Origin of the sequence: Leptospira biflexa serovar Patoc strain 'Patoc 1 (Paris)' (assembly GCF_000017685.1) — a bacterium.
GTDB classification, from domain to species: Bacteria; Spirochaetota; Leptospiria; order Leptospirales; family Leptospiraceae; genus Leptospira_A; species Leptospira_A biflexa.
The window spans coordinates 1841518-1866068 of sequence record NC_010602.1 but is presented as its reverse complement, the minus strand read 5'-3'; the positions used below and the strand labels follow the sequence as shown (position 1 = coordinate 1866068).

25 protein-coding genes are annotated in these 24551 nt (G+C 40.1%); 8 read left to right on the top strand and 17 right to left on the bottom strand.

Features of this window, described 5'->3' with window-relative positions:
• Window position 1: 1 nt before the first annotated feature.
• A complete protein-coding gene (locus tag LEPBI_RS08830) occupies window positions 2-463 on the top strand; it encodes a MarR family winged helix-turn-helix transcriptional regulator (RefSeq protein WP_012388771.1) in 462 nt (153 codons plus the stop codon).
• A 4-nt stretch (window positions 464-467) separates the two neighbouring features.
• On the opposite strand, the gene LEPBI_RS08825 is transcribed toward LEPBI_RS08830, so the two are convergent.
• The 3 genes from LEPBI_RS08825 to LEPBI_RS08815 all read right to left on the bottom strand — a co-directional run bounded on the left by LEPBI_RS08825 (window position 468) and on the right by LEPBI_RS08815 (window position 4028).
• Complete coding sequence (locus LEPBI_RS08825; protein WP_012388770.1) at window positions 468-1226, bottom strand: enoyl-CoA hydratase/isomerase family protein; 759 nt, start codon at window positions 1224-1226, stop codon at window positions 468-470.
• Window positions 1227-1293: 67 nt separating this feature from the next.
• Complete coding sequence (locus LEPBI_RS08820; protein ID WP_012388769.1) at window positions 1294-2472, bottom strand: M20 metallopeptidase family protein; 1179 nt, start codon at window positions 2470-2472, stop codon at window positions 1294-1296.
• Window positions 2469-4028 (bottom strand): TolC family protein, encoded by a 1560-nt coding sequence (locus LEPBI_RS08815; protein ID WP_041770009.1) that lies wholly within the window; start codon window positions 4026-4028, stop codon window positions 2469-2471. Before LEPBI_RS08815 ends, LEPBI_RS08820 begins: the two co-directional genes overlap by 4 nt.
• Window positions 4029-4270: 242 nt before the next feature.
• Between LEPBI_RS08815 and LEPBI_RS08810 the strand changes: the two genes are divergently transcribed.
• Window positions 4271-6343: a thioredoxin domain-containing protein gene (locus LEPBI_RS08810; protein ID WP_012388767.1), complete on the top strand. Its 2073-nt coding sequence runs from the start codon at window positions 4271-4273 to the stop codon at window positions 6341-6343.
• Here LEPBI_RS08810 and rsfS read toward each other — a convergent pair.
• The 10 genes from rsfS to rplU all read right to left on the bottom strand — a co-directional run bounded on the left by rsfS (window position 6330) and on the right by rplU (window position 13175).
• The gene (gene rsfS / locus LEPBI_RS08805; RefSeq protein ID WP_012388766.1) at window positions 6330-6695 is read right to left on the bottom strand and encodes a ribosome silencing factor; all 366 of its coding nucleotides are present in this window, start codon (window positions 6693-6695) and stop codon (window positions 6330-6332) included. The genes LEPBI_RS08810 and rsfS overlap by 14 nt on opposite strands.
• A gap of 1 nt (window position 6696) precedes the next feature.
• Window positions 6697-7854 carry a LytR C-terminal domain-containing protein gene (locus LEPBI_RS08800; RefSeq protein WP_012388765.1) on the bottom strand — a complete coding sequence of 386 codons (1158 nt, stop codon included), beginning with the start codon at window positions 7852-7854 and terminating at the stop codon, window positions 6697-6699.
• Window positions 7855-8460: a bis(5'-nucleosyl)-tetraphosphatase (symmetrical) YqeK gene (yqeK, locus tag LEPBI_RS08795; protein WP_012388764.1), complete on the bottom strand. Its 606-nt coding sequence runs from the start codon at window positions 8458-8460 to the stop codon at window positions 7855-7857. It abuts the gene before it with no gap.
• A gap of 2 nt (window positions 8461-8462) precedes the next feature.
• Window positions 8463-9053 (bottom strand): nicotinate-nicotinamide nucleotide adenylyltransferase, encoded by a 591-nt coding sequence (locus LEPBI_RS08790; protein ID WP_012388763.1) that lies wholly within the window; start codon window positions 9051-9053, stop codon window positions 8463-8465.
• 1 nt (window position 9054) lies between these two features.
• A complete protein-coding gene (locus LEPBI_RS08785) occupies window positions 9055-10320 on the bottom strand; it encodes a glutamate-5-semialdehyde dehydrogenase (protein WP_012388762.1) in 1266 nt (421 codons plus the stop codon).
• Window positions 10321-10323: 3 nt separating this feature from the next.
• Entirely contained in the window at window positions 10324-11187 is an 864-nt protein-coding gene (gene proB / locus LEPBI_RS08780) for a glutamate 5-kinase (RefSeq protein ID WP_012388761.1), read from the bottom strand.
• Window positions 11174-12199, bottom strand: a complete 1026-nt coding sequence (obgE, locus tag LEPBI_RS08775; RefSeq protein WP_012388760.1) for a GTPase ObgE — start codon at window positions 12197-12199, stop codon at window positions 11174-11176. Before obgE ends, proB begins: the two co-directional genes overlap by 14 nt.
• A gap of 76 nt (window positions 12200-12275) precedes the next feature.
• The gene (rpmA, locus tag LEPBI_RS08770) at window positions 12276-12533 is read right to left on the bottom strand and encodes a 50S ribosomal protein L27 (RefSeq protein WP_012388759.1); all 258 of its coding nucleotides are present in this window, start codon (window positions 12531-12533) and stop codon (window positions 12276-12278) included.
• Between the two features lie 3 nt (window positions 12534-12536).
• Entirely contained in the window at window positions 12537-12866 is a 330-nt protein-coding gene (locus LEPBI_RS08765) for a ribosomal-processing cysteine protease Prp (protein ID WP_012388758.1), read from the bottom strand.
• Complete coding sequence (gene rplU, locus LEPBI_RS08760; protein ID WP_012388757.1) at window positions 12867-13175, bottom strand: 50S ribosomal protein L21; 309 nt, start codon at window positions 13173-13175, stop codon at window positions 12867-12869.
• Window positions 13176-13293: 118 nt separating this feature from the next.
• Between rplU and typA the strand changes: the two genes are divergently transcribed.
• Window positions 13294-15102 carry a translational GTPase TypA gene (gene typA, locus LEPBI_RS08755; protein ID WP_012388756.1) on the top strand — a complete coding sequence of 603 codons (1809 nt, stop codon included), beginning with the start codon at window positions 13294-13296 and terminating at the stop codon, window positions 15100-15102.
• Between the two features lie 133 nt (window positions 15103-15235).
• Here the strand turns inward: typA and LEPBI_RS08750 are convergent, their stop codons facing one another.
• Together LEPBI_RS08750 and LEPBI_RS08745 are read right to left on the bottom strand one after the other, a co-directional pair.
• A complete protein-coding gene (locus tag LEPBI_RS08750; protein WP_012388755.1) occupies window positions 15236-16684 on the bottom strand; it encodes an AsmA family protein in 1449 nt (482 codons plus the stop codon).
• A 71-nt stretch (window positions 16685-16755) separates the two neighbouring features.
• The gene (locus tag LEPBI_RS08745; protein ID WP_012388754.1) at window positions 16756-17184 is read right to left on the bottom strand and encodes a hypothetical protein; all 429 of its coding nucleotides are present in this window, start codon (window positions 17182-17184) and stop codon (window positions 16756-16758) included.
• A 47-nt stretch (window positions 17185-17231) separates the two neighbouring features.
• Here LEPBI_RS08745 and LEPBI_RS08740 point away from each other — a divergent pair, with 47 nt between their 5' ends.
• The 4 genes from LEPBI_RS08740 to LEPBI_RS08725 all read left to right on the top strand — a co-directional run bounded on the left by LEPBI_RS08740 (window position 17232) and on the right by LEPBI_RS08725 (window position 22346).
• Entirely contained in the window at window positions 17232-18236 is a 1005-nt protein-coding gene (locus LEPBI_RS08740; protein WP_012388753.1) for a hypothetical protein, read from the top strand.
• Between the two features lie 174 nt (window positions 18237-18410).
• Entirely contained in the window at window positions 18411-20231 is a 1821-nt protein-coding gene (locus LEPBI_RS08735) for a GAF domain-containing SpoIIE family protein phosphatase (RefSeq protein WP_012388752.1), read from the top strand.
• Between the two features lie 10 nt (window positions 20232-20241).
• Window positions 20242-21669, top strand: coding sequence for an ammonium transporter (locus LEPBI_RS08730; protein WP_012388751.1), 1428 nt, complete (start codon window positions 20242-20244; stop codon window positions 21667-21669).
• A gap of 38 nt (window positions 21670-21707) precedes the next feature.
• The gene (locus LEPBI_RS08725; protein WP_012388750.1) at window positions 21708-22346 is read left to right on the top strand and encodes an LIC11874 family lipoprotein; all 639 of its coding nucleotides are present in this window, start codon (window positions 21708-21710) and stop codon (window positions 22344-22346) included.
• Here the strand turns inward: LEPBI_RS08725 and LEPBI_RS08720 are convergent, their stop codons facing one another.
• Entirely contained in the window at window positions 22347-23093 is a 747-nt protein-coding gene (locus LEPBI_RS08720; RefSeq protein WP_012388749.1) for a menaquinone biosynthetic enzyme MqnA/MqnD family protein, read from the bottom strand.
• 70 nt (window positions 23094-23163) lie between these two features.
• Between LEPBI_RS08720 and LEPBI_RS08715 the strand changes: the two genes are divergently transcribed.
• Complete coding sequence (locus tag LEPBI_RS08715) at window positions 23164-24024, top strand: CheR family methyltransferase (protein ID WP_041770007.1); 861 nt, start codon at window positions 23164-23166, stop codon at window positions 24022-24024.
• A gap of 2 nt (window positions 24025-24026) precedes the next feature.
• Here the strand turns inward: LEPBI_RS08715 and LEPBI_RS08710 are convergent, their stop codons facing one another.
• The gene (locus LEPBI_RS08710; protein WP_012476277.1) at window positions 24027-24542 is read right to left on the bottom strand and encodes an HIT family protein; all 516 of its coding nucleotides are present in this window, start codon (window positions 24540-24542) and stop codon (window positions 24027-24029) included.
• Window positions 24543-24551 lie beyond the last annotated feature (9 nt).

Here is a 24551-nt window from a genome sequence, read left to right as displayed (position 1 = left end):
CATGGCAAGAGAACTCCCAAAACGCTTTCGATCCGTCCGATATTTTGATCGCATTAGTTCTGAAATTGCAGACATTGTTCGAACGGAAATGGAAAAACTAGGCTTTCCAGGACTCACTACTTCCCACTTTGAAATTCTTACATTTTTGATCCGAACATCAAAACCCATCAATATGACTCAAATTGCCAAAACCATTGAAAAAACAAAACCAACGTGTACGGTTCTTGTGAACCGTTTGGTCAAAGAAGGTTTGGTGGATCGAAACCCTTCGCCCAGTGACGGGAGAGAGTGGGCGATACTTCTTTCCAAAGAAGGAAAAAAAATCAGAAAAAAAATTGTTACGATTTCTGCTAAACTTCTATCTTTGCAGACTTGGGGGATATCAAAAGAAAACGAGGATATTTTGTATCCTATCCTCGATGAAATTTATAAACACATACGGAATCGAAGGGGAATCGTGTGAATGTTTAAGATGTAAACACAGGTCTTCTCACTTCTACTGATGCGGAAATTCCTTCCTTTGCATCTGGAGATTGGATGCTACTAATTGTGTTTTTCATATCATCTTTCACTAAATCAAGAAGTGGTTTGTGAACATGTAAGATTCCTTTTTTGGTATCCTTCATCGCACTGTAAGAATTTTTTTTCAGTTTTGTTTGTAAGGATTTTGATTTTTTCCTTAGATCTTCTTCTGAATCTGTAATTTCTTCAAATAAAGTAGGCATTTCTTTTGCTTTGAACGCATCACCAAGTAAAACATGCCGTTTGGCAACGTCGTAACCGACAGCTTCCCCCATCAGTGCATACACAAAGGAAGGGACTTGGATTCCAATTTTTACTTCCGGTAATCCAAAACGAATGTCTGCAGTTCCAAATCGATAGTCACAAACCAAAGCAAGCATCGCACCATAACCTAAAGCATGTCCTGAAACTTCTGCAATGGTTGGCACCTCGAGCTGGTAAAGTTCCGTGAGATTGTGGTAAAATAATTCCAAAAATGGGGCAAGGTCCTTTGTCATATCCATTGTGCTTACAGTTGTGAGATCAAGTCCCAATGAAAATGAACCACTGGATTCACTTCGTAATACGACAACTTTTGCATTGGATTCTTTTGCCGATTGGATTACTTTTTTTAAATTCAAAAATGATTCATTGGAAAAACTGTTCTTTTCATTGATCGCAAGTTTTATCAATCCGATTCCGTCATTGAGTTCGAAACTAATCATAATTCCCTCTAATTGGTTAGATATCTAACTAATAGATTCTTAGGTTTTTTTCGCAAGAAAAAATTTATTAAAATTCTTGGAGATAGGTTTTGACCACTTCCTTCATCACCGAAAGACCGATGGGAAGTGCGTCTTCATCAAAATCAAAAAATGAGCTGTGGTGAGGGTGGACAAATCCTTTCTCCTCGTTTCGAGATCCAATAAAAAAATAACATCCAGGTCTTTGCATAAGAAATGCAGAAAAATCTTCGCCACCCATGGTTCTCGTATTTTCTTCCGTAAGGCAATGGTCTCCTAATACTGTTTTTGCAGCCTTTCGAACCACATCAGCCATAACTGGATCATTGATTGTGGGTTTATCGATTCGTTTGTAATCAAGTGTGATTTTTGCACCAAATCCAGCGCCAACTTGGCTGGTAAGTTGTCTCATTCTTTCTGGGATCATTTCGTAAACTGATTTGGAATATGTTCGGACGGTTCCATGAAGGACGGCTGATTCTGGAATGACGTTAAATGCATTTCCGGAATGAAACGAACCAACTGTAACTACACATGGTTCCAGAGGATCCACATTTCTTGATACTAACGTTTGCAATGCGGCAACCAAATGACTTCCAACAACAATTGGATCAACTGTATGTTGGGGCATGGCTCCATGGCCAGAAGTTCCTTGGATTGTGATTTTAAACTCATCAACCGATGCCATCATTGTTCCATTTACCACACCCACTTTCCCTAATGGAATATGGTTCCATACATGTAAGGCAAATACAGCATCAACATGGTATCGATCTAGAATTCCAGATTCAATCATTCTGTCGGCACCAGATCCACCTTCTTCTGCTGGTTGGAAACAAAGTAAAACTTTTCCCTTGGGAACAAAACTTTTGAAATCTATTTTTAGATCAGAGGATAACGCCAGTAAAATGCTCGTATGTCCGTCATGTCCACATGCATGCATTTTCCCTTCATTTCGGCTTTTGTAAGTATGGGAATTTTCTTCGTGGATCGGTAGGGCATCCATGTCAGCACGAACGAGAATGGTTTTGCCTGGAATTCCTGAATCAAATAAGGCAACTAGGCCTGTTTCTGCGATTCCATCTTCTACTTGGAAACCAAGAGATTCTAGATGTTCTTTGGCAAACCTTGCTGTTTCTTTTTCTTCGTATTTAAGTTCTGGGTTTTGATGAAAGGTTCTCCGGTAACGAACCATTTCATCTTTTCTATGTGTGGGTAAGGATTTCATAATTTATCTGTTTCGAGTTTGGCACGTTTTTCTACTTCTTCTAAAATAGAATATAAATCCAGTCCATACTTTTCAAACAGTGAATTTTTCGCCAATTCATAACGTACCAAATTGATATTATAGTTAATTTTAGCTTGGGTGACGGCAAGTTCCGTATTGGCCAAACTATCGAGAGCATTTTTAACGTTCACGGCAGTATAACGGCCTTGTCGAAAACGTTCCATCAAACCATTGTAAAAAATTTCAGTTTCCCTTTTGGTTTTTTGTAAGTCTTTGAGAAGAGCATGACTTGCAATCAAGGCTTCTTGTCTTGTCACAATTTCTTGTTCAATCTCTTGTTCCAAGTTTTGGATCTTTAATTCATTTACTTTTAAATTCGTTTCTGCATCACGAATGGATGCTTTGATTCCCAAATCCCATAAAGGATAGGACATCTTTAATTCAGCCGTAATTTGCGGAAACATAAAGGAAGTCACTCCGCGTTGCCTTGCGATGAAATTTTCCTGTGGGGATAAAAAGTTTTGTCCAATCGAACTATAAGTAACGGTGGCAAGTAAGGAAGGATCATCTTCTGCAAGAGCCGTGCTTAAGGCAAGTTTTGCGATTTCTCTTTCCCTTTTGAGAAGGAGGTAATCGGTTCGATGTGCTAAGGCGTATGCGATATCTGATTTTAAATTGATTCCAGTCGGTAATGTTTCACTTAAGTCGGTCACACCTTCAATGGAAGATGCGGTATCAACGTTTAAGATACGGATCAAATTTCGTTCTGCTTCGATTCGATCCACTTTCGCTTTTTCCAATAAGGATTGGGTTTTGAGATATGCCTGGTTCCATTGGTTGACCTCAAACCCTTCCGATAGTCCAAGTCCGGTTTTGCGAAGAGTTAACCGTCGAATCTCCTCAGTGTTTTTGGAAACCTTCTCATACGTAGCGATTCTTGAATCAACGATGCTGAGTGACCAGTAGTCGACGAGGATTTTGACGACCAGTTGCGTTAAGATATTGATGTAATTTTCTCTAAGTAGAAGGGTTTGGTTTTTGAGTAATTTTTCCTTTTCCTCTTCGTTTTTGCCAAATCCATATTTGAGAAGTTCTTGGGAAAGTGTAGCAGAAACGGCTCCCGTGTACATGGGAGGTGCCGCAAGCAAACTGGCAAAACCAGCAGTGGCGGGGTCTGGATTTTCGAAGGCATTTACGTCAAAACGGATGGTGCTGATTTCCGTTTTGAAATACGTTCCTGTTTTGAATTGTTTTTCAATCCCCGCAGAAATTTTATCTTGGGAACGAATGGTTCCTGCAAAGAGGTTATTCCTGTTATTTGGGAGGATTTGTTTTGCGGATTGGATGCTTGCCAGTGCTTTCCAAGAATACTTAGATTCGTTTTTCCATTCTGGGCTATCCGCTTTTACAATTTCCAACTTCGCATTTTGAACAATGGTATTGTTTTCGATGACCTGTTCGATGGCCTGGGCAATGGTGAGCCTAAGTTTTTTGGGTCCGGGTCCTTGTAAAGGTTCAGGGACAACATCACCATTTTCCCACTGGGCCAGTTGCATCCGTTTGATTTCTTCGTCAAAGTCAGAATCAGCAAAAATGGGAAGTCCTAATAAACTTAAAGATATTAACCAGCTGGTCAACTTTTGCGAATGTGTGAAGTTACGTGTGGGGATAAAATTTTGACTTTTCAATGGAAACTTTTTTAAACCCCTTACAGGAACAAGATGAAAAAATCAATGTTGTCAATCAACCGAAATTGTAAAAACATAGGTTCGGAAAGTTTCTTTTCTAGGAGAAGATTGTGGCAAATTTGTCTAAAAAACCGAATCGATTGGTTCATGAAAAAAGTCCTTATTTGTTACAACATGCACACAATCCTGTGGATTGGTTCCCTTGGGGGACGGAAGCCTTCGAGAAAGCTAAAAAAGAAGATAAAATCATCCTTTTATCCATCGGTTATTCTACCTGCCACTGGTGCCATGTCATGGAACGTGAATCCTTTGAAGACATTTCCACAGCAGAAGTGTTAAACCGTGATTTTGTATGCATCAAGTTAGACAGAGAAGAACGTCCCGACATTGATAAAATTTATATGGATGCCTTACATGCCATGGGGACCCAAGGCGGATGGCCTCTGAATATGTTTCTGACCCCAGAAAAAGAACCCATCCTTGGTGGGACTTATTTTCCACCCGAAAATCGTTATGGAAAAAGAAGTTTCAAAGAAGTTTTACGGCTTGTGACCAAAGCTTGGAAGGAACAAAAAGGGGAACTTTTACAAGCGGCGAATGAATTAAGTAATTATCTAAGAGAGAACCAAACAAGAACAAATGATGGAAAGGTTCCTGGAACTGAAATTCTTGTTCAAAATTTCAATCGTTACTGGCAAGTCTATGATCAGGAATTCTTTGGTTTCAAAACAAATACAATAAATAAATTTCCTCCTAGTATGGCCCTAATTTTTTTATTAGATTATTATTCCATTCATAAAGACAACCGTGCCTTGGAGATGGCGTATAATACTGGGTATGCGATGAAATCGGGTGGGATTTATGATCAGGTGGGAGGAGGGATTTATCGTTATGCGACAGACCATGAATGGCTTGTACCTCACTTTGAAAAGATGTTATACGATAATGCCTTGTATGTGGAATTTTTAGCCAAACTCTATCAAATCACGGGAGAAATTTTCTTTTTAGAAGCATTAATGGAGATCATTTCATACATCCAAAGGGACATGCGTTTAGACATTGGTGGGATTGCCAGTGCTGAAGATGCGGATTCAGAAGGAGAAGAAGGAAAATTTTATCTATGGAAAGAATCAGAAATCCTTTCCGAGTTAACTGAGGAGGAAGTGATCGGATATTGGAATGTTACCGAAGAAGGAAATTTTGAAAACAACCAAAACATTTTGAATGTTGCGATTAAGGGTAAAAATCCGTACCAAGAAGGAATCCATTTTAAGGATGGATTCAAAATCAAGTTAGAAAGATCCAAAGAAATTTTGTATCAATTGCGAAACCAGCGCATTCGTCCCTTACGTGACGATAAAATTTTAACTTCCTGGAACTGTTTATGGATTCGAGCATTACTTGCCAGTTTTGAGGCAACGGGAGACCCACTTTTTCTCAACCAATCCAAAACAATTTATGAATTCTTATTCACATATTTAGTGAAAGAAGATGGGTCTGTTTATAGAAGATTTAGAGAGGGAGAAACAAAATTTTTTGGTACGTTACCAGACTACTCAGAACTCATATGGGTTTCATTTCGTTTATTTCAGTTAGTTGGTGATAAACAATATTTTTTGCAAGGCCTACAAATATTCAAATATGTAGAAACACATTTTTTATCAGATATGGGACCATATTTTGAATCGGCAGCGGGGGATGAAGAATTAATCGCTCGGACAATCGATGGGTATGACGGAGTGGAGCCATCAGGGAACTCAACAATCCTACATATTTTTTACTTTTTACATTCACTCGGGTTTTTACATGCGGACATTCTAAAAAAAGCGAATGCGATATTTTCCTATTTTTTGCCAGAGCTCACTCAAAATTCATTGAGTTATCCATCAATGTTGTCTGCCTTTCAGAAATTCCAAACACCATCCAAAGTAGTCATTGTACTCCATCGGAATCAATCTGAGGAAAAAATGAATGAGATCCGAAAAAACTTAAGTTCTTTGAACGACCCCACACTCATTTGGCTTGTCCTCTCGGAGGATGTGAGCCGGTCCTTAGAACTTGATTTAGGTATATTAAATGGGCGTGATGCCGGTGATGGAGTGCGTTATTATGTATGCCAAAACTTTCAGTGTGAATTGCCAACGGATACTTGGGAAGAAGCCTTCCACCTTATATCAAAATAGGAGTTGCATCTCCCCAAAGCCGATCCAATGAATAATAATTCCGCATTTCGTCCGTCATGATATGTACACAAATTTCGCCATAATCGAGTAAGATCCAACCAGTGGCATCTTTCGGTAAGTCAGCGAAATTTTGACGTTTGACTGCGAGTTTCAATGGTTTCATGTATTTATCAATGTCTTTGGCACAAGATCTTCCTTGTGTTTCTGTTTTGACTGTGGCGATTACAAATAAAGATAAGTAGGAATGTACATCCTTTAGATCCAAAAATTGTATTTGGTCACATTTTTTTTCAACTAATGTTTGTTTTATTTTCTTTAAATGTTCTAATGTTTCCGTGCTTATATTTGGCATATTAATCCTTGGAATTCTGAAAGTCTTCTCCGATGATCACGGTGGCGTCTAGACCCAAATCCTTTCGTAATGAAAAGTAAACTTTTCTGCCTTGGAAGGTATCAGAGATCATATCTGTGTAATGAGTATTTCCCGAACGATTTAAGATCACAGTGGATTTAAAGTTGGAATTCCAAGCATTGTCAACGGTGAGAACTTTCAGACCTTTATCATTGAGTAACACTTTTCCATATCTGGCAAGTCCATTTTTTGCTGTTCCATTTAAGACTTCGATTCTTGCTCGTTCTCCCTCTCCAAAAGAAGGTGATCTAAGTTCGCTTGAAAATTTATAAAATGCTACCTTTACCGTTTCTTCATTTGCTTTCAAAATTTGGTCTTTGATTTTGGGACGTAAAACTGGTTCACCGGGAACTTCAGAAACTCCAAATTGAATTTTTTCCTTTTTTAAAAAATCAAAAAGATTTTCCCATTCTTTGGAAGAAAGGTTTGTCGTCATTTGACTATGAAGGTATGCGACTTTTTGTTTGCCTATGGTATCTCTTTTTTCATGAATGGTTTCTAGTAGTGTCAAAATCACTGTCTCTTGGATTTCTAATCTACGAATGTAGGAAATCATGGTTTCGTCTGAAAGAGAACTCATCCAATCAAAACAATCCTCTCCATCTAACACATAGGATTCTTTATTACGATCGAAATTTTTAGTTAGGTGTAAAGATTTAGGCTCAAAAAAAAGTTGTAATCCACCGAGTAGGTTGATCCAATTCTGAAATTGTTCCTTAGTCCAAACGATTTTAAAAGGAATGTTAGAATCTAAAGTATCTTCCAATACAGACTCAACATAAGAAGGTGCAGAATTTCCTTTTTCTTTTAAAGATTTTTCACCGTCATCAAAACTCGTTTTTGGATTCACAAAAAAAAGTGCTGCTTTTTTCTCATTTGGATAAAATTCCGCGTAAAGAGAAAACAGATACTCATCTTTGTCTCCTAAAACAGAAAAAAGAATCGGCATTCGTTTGCTTTGGGAAAATTTTTGATCGAGAGAAAATCCTGTTTTTGACCTTAGGAATAAAAATAATAATGCAAAGACAAAAAAGCTACCTGCAATCAATAGAAGGGTTTTGGCAGGGATGGTTTGTTTTTCTTGGGTCTCACGTAACATTTAACTGTGTTCCTTTAGAAATTGGGCTGATTGATTGTATGTAAAAAAAGTATTGGGATGGATGACTTCTTTTTTTTCCATGAGAAACGAGATGGTTTGAAACGCCTTCATAAAAATCCCAAAATGAAGGTTTTCCTTCGTTTTTTGTATCCACACTTCTATTTCCTGAGACCTTTGGGCAAAATCTGATCCTAAAAAATCGGCTGCATATACAATTTGGTCCAAAAGAGAAGGATTTGTATTCCCGAGAGTATGGCTTTGGATGGCCGATTGGATTTCTTCATCGAAGAATCCATACTGTTTTTGTAAGAATAAGGGGGCAGAATAGGCATGAAGGGCCTGGGTGGGAATCCCATTTGTTTCCAAATGGAACTCACGAAATAAATTCATATGGATATCTGATTTTTTTTGTTTGGTAATGTCATGACAAAGACCTGCTAAGTAGGCTTTTTTTGGATTCTTTGGCTCGTGAATGATTGCCAAATCTTCTGCAATTTTTGCCACTTTTTTGATATGCTCCCACCTGGTTTCTGTTACATGAGTCGGAACTTCTTTTTCGAAGAAAAAAATCCATTCTTCAATCGATTTGGTTTCGTTATGATTCATTCTCATTGTTTGTACATGTTTAGAAGTAATGTTTTGGTTTTTGGAAGAATGGAATTGATTTCTAATCCATTTTCTAATAGGTTCCGAATCTCCTGGCTACTTTTTATCATAATGGGATTGTTTAAAACAAGGATTTTCTCAGCTGGAATGTAATTTGGTATGGAAACTGGTTTGGGAAATTCTGTTTCTCGCCTGACTATGATTAATTTATAAACTAAGTTTAAAATTTCTCGGTATGATTTCCATTGGTTAAAATGTGTAACATTGTCTTCACCAATCACGAGAGAAATCAAATGGCCCGGTTCTAATTGTTTTAATTTGAATAGTGTATCAATTGTAAAACTGATTTGGTCTTTTTTGATTTCTTCATCCCAAAGGATCACATTATTTTCCAAAAATGCTTCGAATTCAGCTAAACAAAGAGACCAAATTTCTTCTTTCGAAAACTTTTTTTCATTCAACTTAAATGGTGAAACAAAATTAGGACAGATATAAAGTTTTGATTTTGGGAATTGGTTCCGAATGGTAGTGATCACATGTCTGTGCCCTATGTGCGGTGGGTTAAAACTCCCACCAAACAAGATCACATCCATTTTATCCTCGGACTTGTCCTTTTCCTGTAACATAGGTGGTAGTCGTAGTTAGGTGGATAAGTCCCATGGGCCCCCTCACATGGAGTTTTCCTGTGGAAATTCCAACTTCTGCTCCTAGGCCAAATTCGCCTCCATCATGGAATCTTGTGGAACAATTGACAAAGATAGCCGCACTATCGAGTCCTTGGCGAAAGGTTTGGATTTCTGATTCATCTTCTGAAAGAATGCATTCCGTATGACCTGAACTGTAGTTTTGGATGTTTTGCATGGCATCTTCGACTGATTTTACGATTTTGACACTGAGCCTTGTATCTAAAAACTCTGTGTAAAAATCTGCTTCTGTTGCAAGCGGTAGGTTCGGAAAAATGGATTGGGTCGACTGATCTCCTAAAACCTGAACACCAGCCTTTTGCAAATCACTCAGTAAGGTTTGAATATGGGGGTAGTCTTTGTGAATGAATAAATTCTCAAGTGCATTACAAACCCCTGGGCGTTGGACTTTAGAATTGATTAGAATAGGAAGGACAATGTCTTCCTTGGCTTTATTGGATAGATATAAATTCGTGACACCTTTATCGTGTTTGATGACAGGGATTTTACTATTCTCTGATACAAATCGGATGAGGGCTTCGCCCCCTCTAGGAACAATCACATCAATGAGATCATCCAATTGGAAAAACGGAACCATCGCTTCGCGATCCGTATTTTCCACAAAACTCACCACATCTTTTGTGACACTGGGAAGGTTCGACTCACCAATTGCTTGATGGAATAAGGATGACAAAATCAAATTGGAGTGATATGCTTCACTCCCACCACGTAGGATACAAGCGTTCCCCGATTTAAAGGATAAAGATGCAATGTCGACAATCACATTGGGTCTAGATTCAAAAATGGTCATGACCACACCAATGGGCACACGTTTCGTAAGAAGTTCGAGTCCATTCGGAAGGATGGTCCCGCGTACAACTTCACCCACGGGATCGGGAAGGTTTCGAATCTCTTCTATGCTCTTTGCCATCGATTGGATTCGTTTGGAATCTAATAACAGACGGTCCATCATGGCGGATGAAAGTCCTTTTTGAATTCCATTTTGTAAATCGATTTGGTTTTCTTTGATGATTGCCGTTTCATTTTCCAAAAGCAGTGTTTCCACTCGTTTTAAAACAGAATTCTTTTGTAGGGTTGTGAGACTTTTTAATGCACGACTTGCTTCTTTTGCCTTTGTTGCAATGGACTTTGCATATTCTGTTGCTTCGAATGTCATAGTTTACTCCACCTGATAGGAAAAAAAGTGTGATTGGATTTCAGAAGCGGAAGGAATTCTATGTGGAAAACTTCCATTGGCAACCAAGGTCCCAAACGATTCTCTTGAAAAAAATTGATTGATTGCATGTTTTGTTTCGCCATTTGCAATTCCTGTTTTGATTCCAAATGGTAACAAAAGTTTTGCGGCGTTGATTTTTGTAAACATTCCACCCGTACCAGGACCAGAAGGACCCGTTGCCAAAGATTCTGTTTCTTTTGTGATTTCAGTAAACAAATCAATTTTTTCGGATCCATTTAAAAAACCATCCACACCTGTAAGTATGAGAAGAAGGTCTGCACCTACAACAGAGGCAACTACGGCAGAAAGAATGTCATTATCACCTAAATTGATTTCTTCCGTGGAAACAGAATCGTTTTCATTCACAATGGGTAAAATTCCCCAATCCAAAAGTTGACGGAATGTTTGTTTCAAATTTGTGAAACTATTTTCTTCGTTTAAGTCCTTTCGTCCAAATAAAATTTGCGCAATGGGAACATTCACGCGACTAAAAAAACTATCATATAGGTTGAGAAGTTTATTCTGCCCCATAGCAGCTAGCGCTTGTTTCTCGGCAAGTGACGTTTTTCCATTGGGAAGGTGAGAACCACTTTTTTGAACCAAGAGTTTTTTCCCTTGTGCGATCGCACCAGAGGATACAAGAATGATTTCTTTTCCTTGGTCACGAAGGGAACGAATGTCACCTACCAAATCATATAAAAAATCATTAATTTTAGATTCTTCGCCAGAAACCCGCGCACTACCAATTTTAATGACTATGAGTTTTGATTTTTGGATGGAATCTAAAAAATCCTTACGTGTTTTCATAAACTAACTTTACTTTTTCGGTAAAAAATACTTTGTCGATACGTTCGAGTAAATATTCCAAATTGAATTCTTTATCTGCTGAGATACAAATGATTTCACCTAGGTGAGAGTATTTTTTTTGGATCTCTTCGGTGAAACTGGGATCATTGTCCCAAATGTCCATTTTATTGATCACAAGTAAAAACTTTTTATCCAGAAGTGTTTGGTTATAATTCCCAAGTTCACTTCGTAACATTTCCAATTCTTCTTCGAGTTGTAAATTCCCACCGTCAAAAAGAAAAAGAATCCCTTGTACTCGTTCAATGTGTTTGAGAAAACTGATCCCAAGTCCCACACCTCTTGATGCTCCCTCTATGATCCCTGGAATGTCTGCTACCGTATAACGAAACAAATCTTCATGTCTATGCACAACACCAAGATTTGGGGAGAGAGTAGTGAAGGCATACCCTGCAATTTTAGGATGGGCATGAGTGATTTTGGCAAGTAAAGTCGACTTACCAGCGTTAGGGAGACCCACAATGCCAATGTCTGCTAATAATTTTAATTCTAAGATGAGAGAAAAAGCACCACCTTCTTCGCCAGGTTGGCTGTAACGTGGGGCTTGTTGGACAGAAGTTTTAAAAAATGTATTTCCCTTTCCGCCGCGTCCGCCCGTAGCAATGGTAAAACTTTCTCCGTCGTGATTGAAGTCGTAGATAAGTTCCATCGTCACGGAATCTATGATTTGAGTTCCTACGGGAACCTTGAGGATTAGGTCTTCTCCATTTTTTCCGTTTCGGTTTTGACCAAGACCTGGCTCTCCGTCTTGTGCGGCATACATACGATCGGGCAGGTAGTTTTCCAAGGTCATCATTCGACCTTCCGCAAGAAAGATCACGTCGCCACCTTTGCCACCGTCGCCACCATCTGGGCCACCAAATTCGACAAATTTCTCTTTATGGAAATGGACAGAACCTGCCCCTCCGTGTCCGGCTCGAATTTGAATGGGTACTTCGTCGATAAATCCGCTCATATAGTCCTTGGGTCAAAAAAAAACCCGTTTAAGGGAATCCTAAAACGGGTTTGGTCCTCTCAAATGTAGGAGAGGATTACACTTTCGGGTAAACGGAAATTTGTTGTCTTTCTTTTGTTACATGTTCGAAAGTCACAATCCCGTCAACGAGTGCATACAGGGTATGGTCACGACCAATCCCTACGTTTTTTCCAGGTTTGTATTCAGTTCCTCTTTGGCGAACAATGATGTTTCCAGCAATTGCTTGTTGGCCACCATATACTTTGACACCAAGTCTTTTCGATACCGAATCACGACCGTTCTTTGTGGAACCACCACCTTTTTTTGTAGCCATTGTTTACCCCTTTAGTATTTCGTCACGGATGGAAATCGCTTCGGAATGAGAGTGGGCTAGGCTTTTCAGTCCAAATTCGACCATCGAAAGTAGGCTTTGCAAAGCCTCTCTTTGGTTGGATTTGACAAAAAATTCCAAATACCCGTCACGTTTTGCTTCCGATTCCAAACTGTCTTGTGATGCTAAGTAAGAGTGAGCACTCTGAACGAGAGTGGATACCCCTGCACACAATAGATTTTCTCCGCTTAGACCATGGTCCCTTGGAGAATGCCCTTCCAGTTGGATTCCTGCGATTTTCCCTCCTAAATCTTTAAAAATTTTACTATAAATCAATTAACCGCTGATCGAAACCACTTGTAGTTTTTGGAGTTGTTGTCTATGACCCCAAGACTTCTTGTAGTTCTTTCTCTTTTTGTATTTGAAACCGTGGATTTTTTCACCCTTACAGTCTTCTAATACCTTTAAAGTGACTTTGGCGCCAGACAGAGCTGGAGAACCGATGTTCACTTTGTTATTATCGGAAAGGAGTAGGACTTTCGTCTCTACTGTGCTTCCAACCGTGTTTCCTGTTTTTTCTGCGACGAATACCTGGTCAGGAGACACTTTAAATTGTTTGGCTCCAAGTTCAATGATGGCGAACATATAACTATCCTAATCTCTTTCTCGAATGTAGTTCTTACCAGGATTTCTGAAAGGCACCTCTTGTCAAACGCAAATCCCCATTTACAGCCAAAGTGGATTGGAATTTCTGGTAAAAACAATGGAAATTCGCAACATCGCCATCATCGCACACGTCGACCACGGTAAGACGACACTTACAGATTGTATCCTTCGCCATACGGGCGCCGTAACCGCAAAAGAAGACCGAGAAAGAATCATGGATTCCAATGCATTGGAACAAGAAAAAGGGATCACCATCCTTGCCAAGAACACTTCGGTAAAGTACAAAGGCACTCGCATTAATATCGTAGACACTCCAGGCCACGCTGACTTCGGAGGAGAAGTGGAACGAGTTCTGTCCATGACAGACTGTACACTTTTACTTGTGGATGCATTCGACGGTCCTATGCCACAAACACGGTTTGTCCTTGGAAAATCCCTCCAACTAGGCCATAAACCCATTGTAGTTGTGAATAAGGTCGACCGTGAAGGGGCAAGGCCAGGTTTTTCTGTCGACAAAGTATTTGATTTGTTTAGTGACCTTGGTGCCACAGAAGAACAGTTAGACTTTCCGATTGTTTACGCTTCCGCAAAACAAGGTTGGGCTGTGAATAATCTTTCGGAAGTGCCTGGTGCCAACATCGAGCCAATCCTTGATATGGTCCTTGCACATGTCCCTCCGGTGAAACGAGACAGTGACAAAGCACTCCAGTTCCAAGTGACTGCACTTGATTATAACGAATATGTGGGTCGTATCGCCATTGGTAAAATTTACCAAGGGACAATGAAAAAAGGGGCAGATGTCACTCTCGCCAAAACCAACGGAACCACTGCTAATTATAAAATCACAAAACTCTACGGATACGAAGGCCTCACTCGTTATGAAATCGATGAAGCCGGATCGGGAGATATCGTCGCGATGGCGGGAATTCCTGATGTCTTCATTGGAGACACCGTTTGTGATATGGGCAATCCACTCCCACTTCCTGCGATCCAAGTAGAAGAACCAACGGTTTCCATGTTCTTTATGGTCAACAACTCACCGTTTGCCGGAAAAGAAGGAAAGTTTGTGACAACACGTAACCTTCGGGAACGCCTTGATCGAGAGCTTGAAACAAACGTTGCATTACGATTAGAAGAAACAGAAGACAAAGATCGTTTTAAAATTTTGGGACGTGGGGAACTCCACTTATCCATCCTCATTGAAAACATGAGACGTGAAGGTTACGAACTCCAAGTATCTCGACCAGAAGTCATCATCAAACACAATGAAGCCGGTGAAAAAATTGAACCTTACGAAACTTTAGTGATGGATTTACCAGACCAATACACAGGTGCTGTGATCCAAGAGCTAAACCGCCGAAAGGGAGAACTCACTGGAATGGATGCCCATACTTCTGGAATCACTCGCGTGGAATACATCATTCCTACAAGAGGGATCATTGGATTTAGAGGCCATTTCATTTCGGAAACTCGTGGAGAAGGGGTTATGTCTAGCCGCTTCCTACGTTTTGATAAATACAAAGGGGAAATTCCAGGTCGTAAAAACGGAGCCCTCATTTCTATGGACTCTGGGGAATCAACTGCTTATGCTCTTTGGAAAGTCCAGGAACGTGGGGATCTTTTCATTGAACCGCAAGTATCTGTTTACCCAGGTATGATCCTCGGAATGAACAGCAGGGACTCTGATTTAGAAGTAAACCCAGTGCGTGAGAAAAAACTCACAAACGTAAGGGCTTCAGGATCGGATGAGGCAATCCGCCTTGTTCCACCGAAAAAACTCACATTGGAACAATCCATTGAATTTTTAGATGATGATGAACTTTTGGAAGTCACTCCACAAAGTTTGCGTCTTCGTAAAAAAGTTTTGGATGCAAGTATGAGAAAAAGATCGAGTGGTGGACGTTAGTCTCTAAAAAACAATACCAAACTGCCAATCTAAAATGTTTGGTATTTTGGCTGAATGAAAAAAGGGACCAGAAAGAAGTAAATCTTTGGTCCCTTTTTTATGTACATTCTTGATCTAAATCTAGGATTTCATTTTAAAACCCTAGTCCCTTTAAGGCATCACCTGCACCTGGGATTTTTTTCAACGCATCACCTGCTTTCCCTTTGATCACCTCTTTCACCGCCCCACCGATTAGGTCAGTGAGAGTACCAAGTCCCACACCCAGTTCTACATTGGGATTGCGGATATCGCCATAGGTGCGAAAAGGGATAAACAAACGTTCATCCTTCACTAAGTTTCCCACAATTTTATTCCGGAGTGCTTTCGCATCCCCTTGGCCTTTGGTGGCTTGTTTGATTTTTTCATCTACAGATGCCAGGGATTTTTTAGATTCATCTTCATCATACAACATACCCATTCTCATTTCATGGTAATTGGTTGTTGTGATGATGTAAGAACCCTTTGTGATTTGCAGGTCATAATTTTTTGTAGGGAAAGTGGGTTCGTCAAGAAAAGTCACCTTACCGTTGCTATATTCCACTTTGAAACTCACATCTTTTTTGAGTTCCGCTTTTTCTTTGAGTTTGTCGAGTTTGAGTCCAGCTTGGTTCATAGCAGGAAGTTCACCGGCAATCGCATCAAAGGCAGCAAAACCCGAAAGAAAGGAATCCTCTTTCATCGTAACTTCGTATATCACTTTTGGATTCACAAGGCCTGTCTTCACAACAAATGGAGTGACCTTCCCACCCGTTTCGAGTAAAAACTTGGCAGCTTCTTTTTTGTTCCTTCCAATGATTGTGACATCCGCATCAAAATTCACATCAAGGCTGTTATGCGAATCCAAATCACTTCCATCAATATCAATGTCTGTGATTTCCAGGTCTAATTTTTGGACTAGGATTTGTTGACCCGTTTTACGCATATTCACTTGGATGTTCCCTTCTTGGATCCCCACAAGTCCCATCTTGATGGCAATCGGAACGTCTTTAATGGAAAAAGGTCCAGAGGGAGGTGCACTTGCTTTTTCTTTCGCTTCTTCTTCCTCGGCGGCTTTTTTTTCAGCTAGGGCCTCAGGAGAGAGGGCAGGGTTTTTTTCGCCATCTACGATTTTTGGCGTTTTGAAAAGTGACGTTAGATTATTGCCTCCATCTTCATTCATGGTGAGAGCAATTTCTGGTTGTTTTAACACCAGTTTGTTGACTTTAACCGTTTTGGTAAGGAGAGCTAGGAAAGAAATTTTTACATCCACTTTACCAAGTTGGATGGCACCTTTCGGTTTCGATTTTCGTTCTTCGAGAGGAGTGCCTTTGTTTGCCACTTCATCCCTTGGGGCAAGGATGATCCCTTCAATCTCAATGCCAGATAACACATTCAAAAGATTGATATTCACTGATTCGACATGGGCACGGACATTTAAGGAAGATTCAATTTGTTTGACAAGAAAACTTGGAGTGATGATACTCCCAGCTAAAACAAATGCGATGATGATGATTAGAAGAATCGCAGCAAAAAATGCTCCAATTCCATAACCTACTTTTTTCATGGTGACTCCTACTTCCATCTAAAACGGTGGAGTTGAGACTATGTTGGTTTTTTGAATCTGTAAAGTAGAAATTAATTCAAAATTCTGACAGAACTGATGATATTGGTTAATTGTTGGAAGAGTTCATCACCGATTTCTTCATCAGAATTGTAAGTGAGAAGGATCATCTTTTCTTTATTTGCCACCATGTATACCATCCAAACGCGATCATCTCGCATAAACTCACAGGCACGGATGGATGAACCTTCGTTATTTTCAAATTCAGCAACTTTTTCTGGATCGTAGTCGATTTCATGGATTTTGAGATAATTTTCCAATTCTTTGTCAATATCGAAGTGTTCTAATTTTGATTCAAAGGCGTAGACTTGTAAAGCACCGCCACCATCTGGATGGAAAAAGGCTGGGATTTCTTCGACCACCATTTGCTCCCAGTTGACAGGAAATAGGAAGGAATACCAACCTTGAGGGGAACGAAATTGTTTGTACATTGGTTTTGTCATCAGAAATCCCTTTTCTTTCCAGTAAATTCATGAAGGAATGGCAGTAAATGATTTTCAAATCAAAATGGCATTCGGGGTTCCTACTTTTCTGTAGTTCGTTTTTCCCTCTCCTTCCGATCCACGCACAAATTTCGGGTTACGATGTTGCATTCCCTTCTGCCTATTTGCTTGGTCTTTCCTCACAAGGAGTTGTGAGCACTCATGCGATGGGAAGTATATATGGGAACACAGCATTTCTTTCATTCCAGAACAAACATATTTTGGATGTATCATCAAGTGGAAGTTATGCGAATCCAAATCTTTCTCCAGTTTATATTTCGGGAGCAGGTTATGTTTCGTTTTCGGAGTCATTTGGGTTTGGATTTCGTGGGAAACCAGTTTACTTACGATCCTTTCCATCTGATGAACGTTATTCGAATTATGCCTTTCAGGCATTTGCCAATTGGAAACTCAATCCATACATTTCCTTTGCCTTACATTTAGGACCTGGTGTTTCAGGAAGGCTTGGTGGGTATAGTTCCTATTCTTGGAATGTTTCCCTTTCGACAGCGATCCAATATGAACAGTTTCGACTTGGGGTATTGTTAGAATCACCTGGATCCTATCGATATGATCAATTCTTGGGATCGGAACGCCTAAATGAAAAATTACCGGAACGAGTCTTACTTGGTTTGGGATACAAATGGAATGAATGGTTGGAATTCCAACTAGAGGGGTCACGAAAATTTTATGAAAGAACAAGTGTCCGTCTCAATGAATCCAATCAATACATTCCTTATGCTGTGAGAACTATGTATTCGGGAAATTTCAGTATTGCCGTAGGTAAAATAGAATCCATCCAACTACTAACAGGTGTTGGTCGAGAGATCAGGATGGATCGGACTTTGCGTGGGTTTTATACTGCATCCATCGGGATTGTTGGATCCTTATTTCCAAGTTGGTTTGGCGAAGGTTATTTTTATGCCCTATCAGTCCAAAGAGCAGGTTTGAGTGTCCCGGAAAGAGAGGGTGCCGAAACTCGAATGGCCTTCCAATTGCAGTTTCAGTTCTAATCAAGAACACCATTTGCTTAAAAGATAAACAAATTGGCTGTTTTCCATAAACAAGCCGTTGACGTTTTGTGCAAATTCCATCCAGTTTGTAGAGAAATATAGGATATTTTAACTTCTTTAGGCGAGATGCATCGTCGGTACGATACTTGCATCTAAAGGTGAAAGGTATCCAATATGGTTGATTTCAAAGTTTCCAAACGAATGCTCGTCAACTTCCGCGGACAGAACAAAGTTGTGGGAGGATTAACAGATAAAGATAAAATTGCAATCCTCCTTTATATCTCCAAAGAATTTGCCAATTTAGATAGAGAAGACCAACTCTTTGACAAGGTCATCCTGATTTGCCAGGAGATTTTTGAATCGGACAACACCACACTCCGATTATGGGACGGTGAATTTTTAGTCCCTGTTAAATTTGTAAAAGAAACCGAACCTCCACGTCGGAATTTAAAAGCAGGAGAAGGGTATTCAGGAACTGTTTTTGAAACCAAAGAACCGATCCTTGTCAATGACCTTTCCAGATCGGCGCATTACTTTGATGAGGGGGAAAAAACCAAGTCGGTGATGTGTGTTCCCATCATGCAAAAAGAAGAGATCCTCGGAACTCTGGCTGTAGAAAGTGAAAGGGAAAACTTCTACATCATTGATGACTTGGAAATTTTGGAGGCACTCACTTCACAACTGGCACTGGCACTTTATGGTGTGCGCCTCATTGAGGGACTTGTAACTGCTAGGGCACGTGAGGCGGCAATTCTCAATCAATTGGAGTGGGATTTAAAAATGGGACGAAATGTCCAAAGCCAAATCCTACCACAAGACTTAAGTGCCTGGAATGGAATTTATTTTGCAAGTCACTATGAACCAATGGCTGAGGTCAGTGGGGATTTAGTCGATATTGTCAGACAAGGTCATTCTCTCACAGCAATTAACATCGATGTGTCGGGACATGGAATCCCTGCGGCGCTCGTTACTATGGCCATCCACCATCAGTTCCGACGATCCGTGATGGCAGGGCTTGGTCTCACAGAAATCATGGAAGAACTCGGCGAAAAATTAAGAGAACAACTTCCTGAATCAACTTATTTCACTGCGTTTATGGTTCGAATCTTTAGTGATTATACCTTTGGGTATGTGAATGCGGGCCACCAACGGATGTTACATTATAAAGCATCTGATGATACCTTCATTCAATATGATACAAAAGGGGTCCCTTTGGGAATCCTTCCTGTCAGAAAAGCAGATTATGAAGAAAAACAAGGTAAACTCGAACCTGGTGATTTTTTACTTTTGATTTCAGATGGTTTTAGTGAACAAAGAAACCACCTTAAAGATGAAGTAGGTGTGGAACGAATCCAAACTTGGTTACACGATGAAAGGGAAAAACTTGTCATCGAAGGGCGAGGAAAAGTGGATTTAAAAAAATTATCTGCTGCCTTTATCAAACGGTTTCGGGCCTACCAAGGGGAAGTTCCCAATGGAGACGATTTGAGTTTTCTCTTTTTGTATTGTGGAGATTCCATTCCGGAAGCTTCCCATTACATCCAATTGGCAAAACAATCCAATTCCAAAATGAAAATGGAAGAAGCCTATGCCCAAGCGCTCAAAGCCTTTAGCATCGATTCTTCTTTAAAAGAAATTTTAGTGTTCCTTGGAAAAATGTACTATCGAGACGGAAAATACAAGGAAGCCATTCGGTATTTAGAAGAGTATCTCCGCACTTCTGGTGATAATACTGCCGCTTCTCACTTTACCATGGGTCGAGCCTATTACAAGGCAGGGATGATTTCGGAAGCGAAACGGGCTTTGAAGATGGCCCTGTCGAGTGACCATAGTTTTGCGAAAGCAAGTATTTTGTTGGCACAATGTTATTTGAAAGAAAATGCGAAACCAAAAGCGATTAAGGTATTACAACAAGGCGTAAAAAACACCCCTCAAAGTTTGGAATTAAAAACCTCTCTTTTGAGATTAGAATCACATACACAAAAAGTGAGTTAAGGAAAGTTATATGAAACATTTCGGAATCTATTTTACATTGATGGCCCTATTTTTGGTCAGCGTGCTGAACGCTGAGTCTCTTGAGAACGGGGAAAAGGAAAGTTTGGAATCCTTGGCAAAAGACTTGGCTGTTATCAAGGCCTCTCTTGCAGAAACAAAACTTGCCCTCGAAACCACAAAGCAAGAAGCCAATTGGGTTTGGACTTGTATTGCCGCCTTTTTGGTTTTTTTTATGCAAGCTGGGTTTGCGTATGTCGAAGCAGGATTTACGAGAGCCAAAAATGCAGTGAACATCCTTATGAAAAACTTTTCCGACTTAACAGTAGGTGCCCTCGCGTATTGGCTCATTGGTTTTTCGATTATGTTTGGCCCACAAGTTTTGGATGGATTTGGAATTGGAGTCCCCTCGTTTGCAGAATCTCTCATCAATGCAGAAGATGGGACTATGGATCCAGGTAAGTACACTTTCTTTATCTTCCAAATTGTATTTGCTGCCACTGCCGCCACGATTGTTTCGGGTGCGATGGCAGAACGAACCAAGTTTTCTGCTTACCTGATTTTTTCTGTAATCATCACTGCCGTCATTTACCCTGTTTTTGGATCTTTCGCTTGGGGGAGTTTACTCGGAGTCTCCACAGGATTTTTAGAGTCCCTCGGACTTGGCGGAGGTGAAGGTGTTGGGTTTCATGATTTTGCTGGATCGACAGTCGTACATAGCATCGGTGCCTGGGCTGGACTTGCGGGAGCAATAGTTGTTGGTCCAAGGATGGGCAAATTCCAATCCGATGGTAGGGTCTATCCAATCCTTGGGCATAATATGTCTATGGCAGCCCTTGGTGTGTTTATCTTATGGTTTGGTTGGTTTGGATTTAACCCAGGGTCTACCACTTCCATCGAAGGGGGGAGTTTTGCCAAGATCGCAGTCGTGACTCATATGGCAGCTTGTGCAGGTGCTCTCAGTGCTATGGCACTCACTTGGTATCTATTCAAAAAACCGGAGATTGGACTTACCCTCAATGGAGGCCTTGCCGGGCTTGTTGCCATCACGGCACCATGTGATAATGTGAGCATTTTGGGCTCAGTGATCATTGGCCTTGTGGCTGGTATTTTAGTCATTGTTTCGGTTCTCTTTTTGGACAATCGCAAAATCGATGATCCCGTAGGTGCTGTCTCCGTGCATGGGGTCTGCGGCGCATGGGGGACAATGGCTTATGGGTTGTTTAGTTTGGACACGGGACTCTTTTACGGCGCGGGATTTGCTCAATTTGCGGCCCAAGCCATTGGAGTGGTCACTGCATTTTTATGGGCTTTCCCTGCGAGTTTACTCATGTTCTATCTCATCAAAAAAACAGTCGGGCTTCGCGTTTCGGAAGAAGAAGAGCTGTTAGGTTTGGATATTTTAGAACACGGAAACGAAGCCTATCCAGTTTCCAAATAGTCCTTGACCCTAGATTTCTCCGTGCGGAAGTCTAGGGTGTGTTTCGAATTTTATTATGTTTACTCCCTTTTTGTTATGGTTGCTTTGAATACGAAGAAACCATCCTTTTTCGAAAATTGAATTCTGGGACAGTGGAAATCGCTTATACAGTTCCTCTAAAAAAAGATTCAAAGGAATCTCTTGTTAAATTTTTACCCACTTCAAAAGAAGAAATCCAAAATTCAGTCAAAAAAAAATCCAATAATAATTTACAAGTGAGAGACTTTACGTTCCGTGAATTGGAGAAATCGGAGACCACGGATATGTATTTCAAACGAAAAGGAAAGGTTTCTTACAAATTAGACTTTGAAGACCCAGTCCATTTGGAAGGTGTCCTCATAGGAACTTTTTCCATCAAACAAAAACCTAGGTCTTTATCGATCAAACGAGATTTTCCTAACCTAACAGATAACGCCATCCTTGACTCGAGTGCAGGTGAAAAAAAAATCATTTCGGAAACATCCAGATTATTACGGGAAGGAAAAATTCAGTTTAAAGTATTGTTTCCTAAAGATTCTGAGTGTAGCTCGAATCGGGGTTTTATTGGACTTGGAAATTTAGTGTATCAAATCCCTTTACAAGAAACTTTAGAAAACCCTGAGGCTAAAACTTGGGAATACAAAATCCGATTTTTTTAATTATAAAAGTCCTAATTCTTTTGCTGTTTTGATAAAAAGTAGAAACCCATCCAAATTTTTTTGTTCGGGGATATAGTGTAACTCTTGTTTTAGATAGCGGTCAGTAATGGCAATGGGAAGGCGTTTTTCTTCACTGATGATAGAATTTAGCTCCTTTAGCCCATATTCGAGTGCAGTTAAAAAGATTTGGTGGTCCCATTTTTTCCCCTTGGGATAAGCCCAAAACGCAAAACAAAAATAAAGTCCAGTGATTCTGTGCCACCATTCGGCAAGATCCACCACCTTGTAACTCGGGATAGGAGTTTGTAAAAGTGCATGGTCACCAAAAAGTAAATGGGAACCAATTCCTTCTTCCATCATTTTGGAAATGTCTTTGGCATCTGTTGGGATCACTTCCACTTTCGTTCCATATTCCAAATGGAAGAGGCATTGCAGAAGGCAAACGCTCGAACGTGACCCAATGTCTGTGAACACTTTTTCTGGGATCCCGGTTTCTGTTTCATTTTTAAAAAATAAAACGGATCGCACTACGTCCCTGGCGCAAACTCCAACAATTTTTGTGTAATCTAGTTTGTTTTGATTTCGTTCACATTCAATGGAAGAGACGAGGGCGCAGTCAAGTTCCCCTTTTTTTAAAAGTTCAATGAGGACACTTGGATTCTCATATACGGGAGTAAAATCAGGGGATCTTTCAAAATAGAGGGTAAGTGGCCTTGCATTTAGGTGTTTTACGATGCCAATTTTCATGATTGACCCTCCTTCGGAAAAAACAACTTGTCAGAATCAAAAAACACTGTTGAATCTTCGTGAGGGCAAATTGGACTTTCGAACATCTTTAAACACAATCGGTGATGCCGAGTTTGAATTCATCAAAAATTTAGTGTACAAACAGGCAGGGATTTTCCTTGCTCCGCACAAAAAAATCATGGTGCAGTCCAGGCTCAATGCTAGGTTACGGACTCTTGGAATCCCAAGTTTCGAAGACTATGTTGGTAAATTAAAATTGGATCCTAGTTTTGCGACCCAAGAGATGCAAGAGCTTATCAATCGCATAACAACGAATAAGACTGATTTTTTTCGGGAGAACCACCATTTTGAATTTTTAAAAAATGAATACTTCCCCCATTTAGAAAAAGAAGCCCAAGAAAATGGAGCCCCCAAAACCTTACGGATTTGGTGTTCGGCATCGTCCACAGGGGAAGAACCTTATTCGATTGCCATCACCGTTTATGATTATTTCCAAAACAAACCAGGTTGGAATTGTAAAATTTATGCATCGGATATTGACACCCAAGTTCTCATGACTGCGAAAAAGGGAGTTTACCGAGACGATCGATTGGAACCTGTATCTGAGTCCTTAAAGAAAAAACACTTCAACCAATTTACGGAAAAAGAACACGTTTATTTTGAAGCGAAACCTCATTTAAAAGCACTCGTTGATTTTCGCCAAATCAATTTACTCCAGTTTCCGTTTCCCATCACAGACAAATTGGATTTGATCTTTTGTCGGAATGTTGTGATTTATTTTGACAAACCCACTCAAAAAACTCTTTTCCAAAATTTTGAAGTGAGTTTGAAACCCAAAGGGTATTTGATCCTTGGCCACTCGGAAACCATGTTTGGAATCTCAGACCAATTTAAGTTTTTAGGTCATACGATTTACCAGAAGAAAACGTAAATTTAGTTTTCTTCTTTTACCCAAAGTTTTTTTAGGTCTTCCCACATTTGGTAAGGTTCGTAGATGACAATCCTTGTGTTGGAAAGTACATCTAAAAATCCCGCTTCGTTCGGAAACCTAGGCACAATGTGTTCGTGGATGTGGGGGATGGACCCTCCACTGTTTTTCCCCAAATTGTATCCCGTATTGAAACCTTGTACCTTCCATTGTTGTTCCAAAATCCTCATGGTTTTTTGGGTCAGTCTATGGATATCCAAAGCCTCTTCGTCAGTCAGTTCTAAATAATGGATGATATGGCGTTTGGGAAATATGATGATGTGTCCTGGATTGTAGGGAAATAAATTGATCGAAACGATGGAAAGATCCGTTTCTGCAATGGTGAGATTCGGGACAATTTCATTTTTGTCGCGTACACCACATAGGATACATTCTACATTGGGTCTGTCCCCTTTTGCATATCCTAATTTCCCTATGCTAAAGAGATTTTTACGTATGGAATGTTCTTCATAGGAACTCATTGATACTTT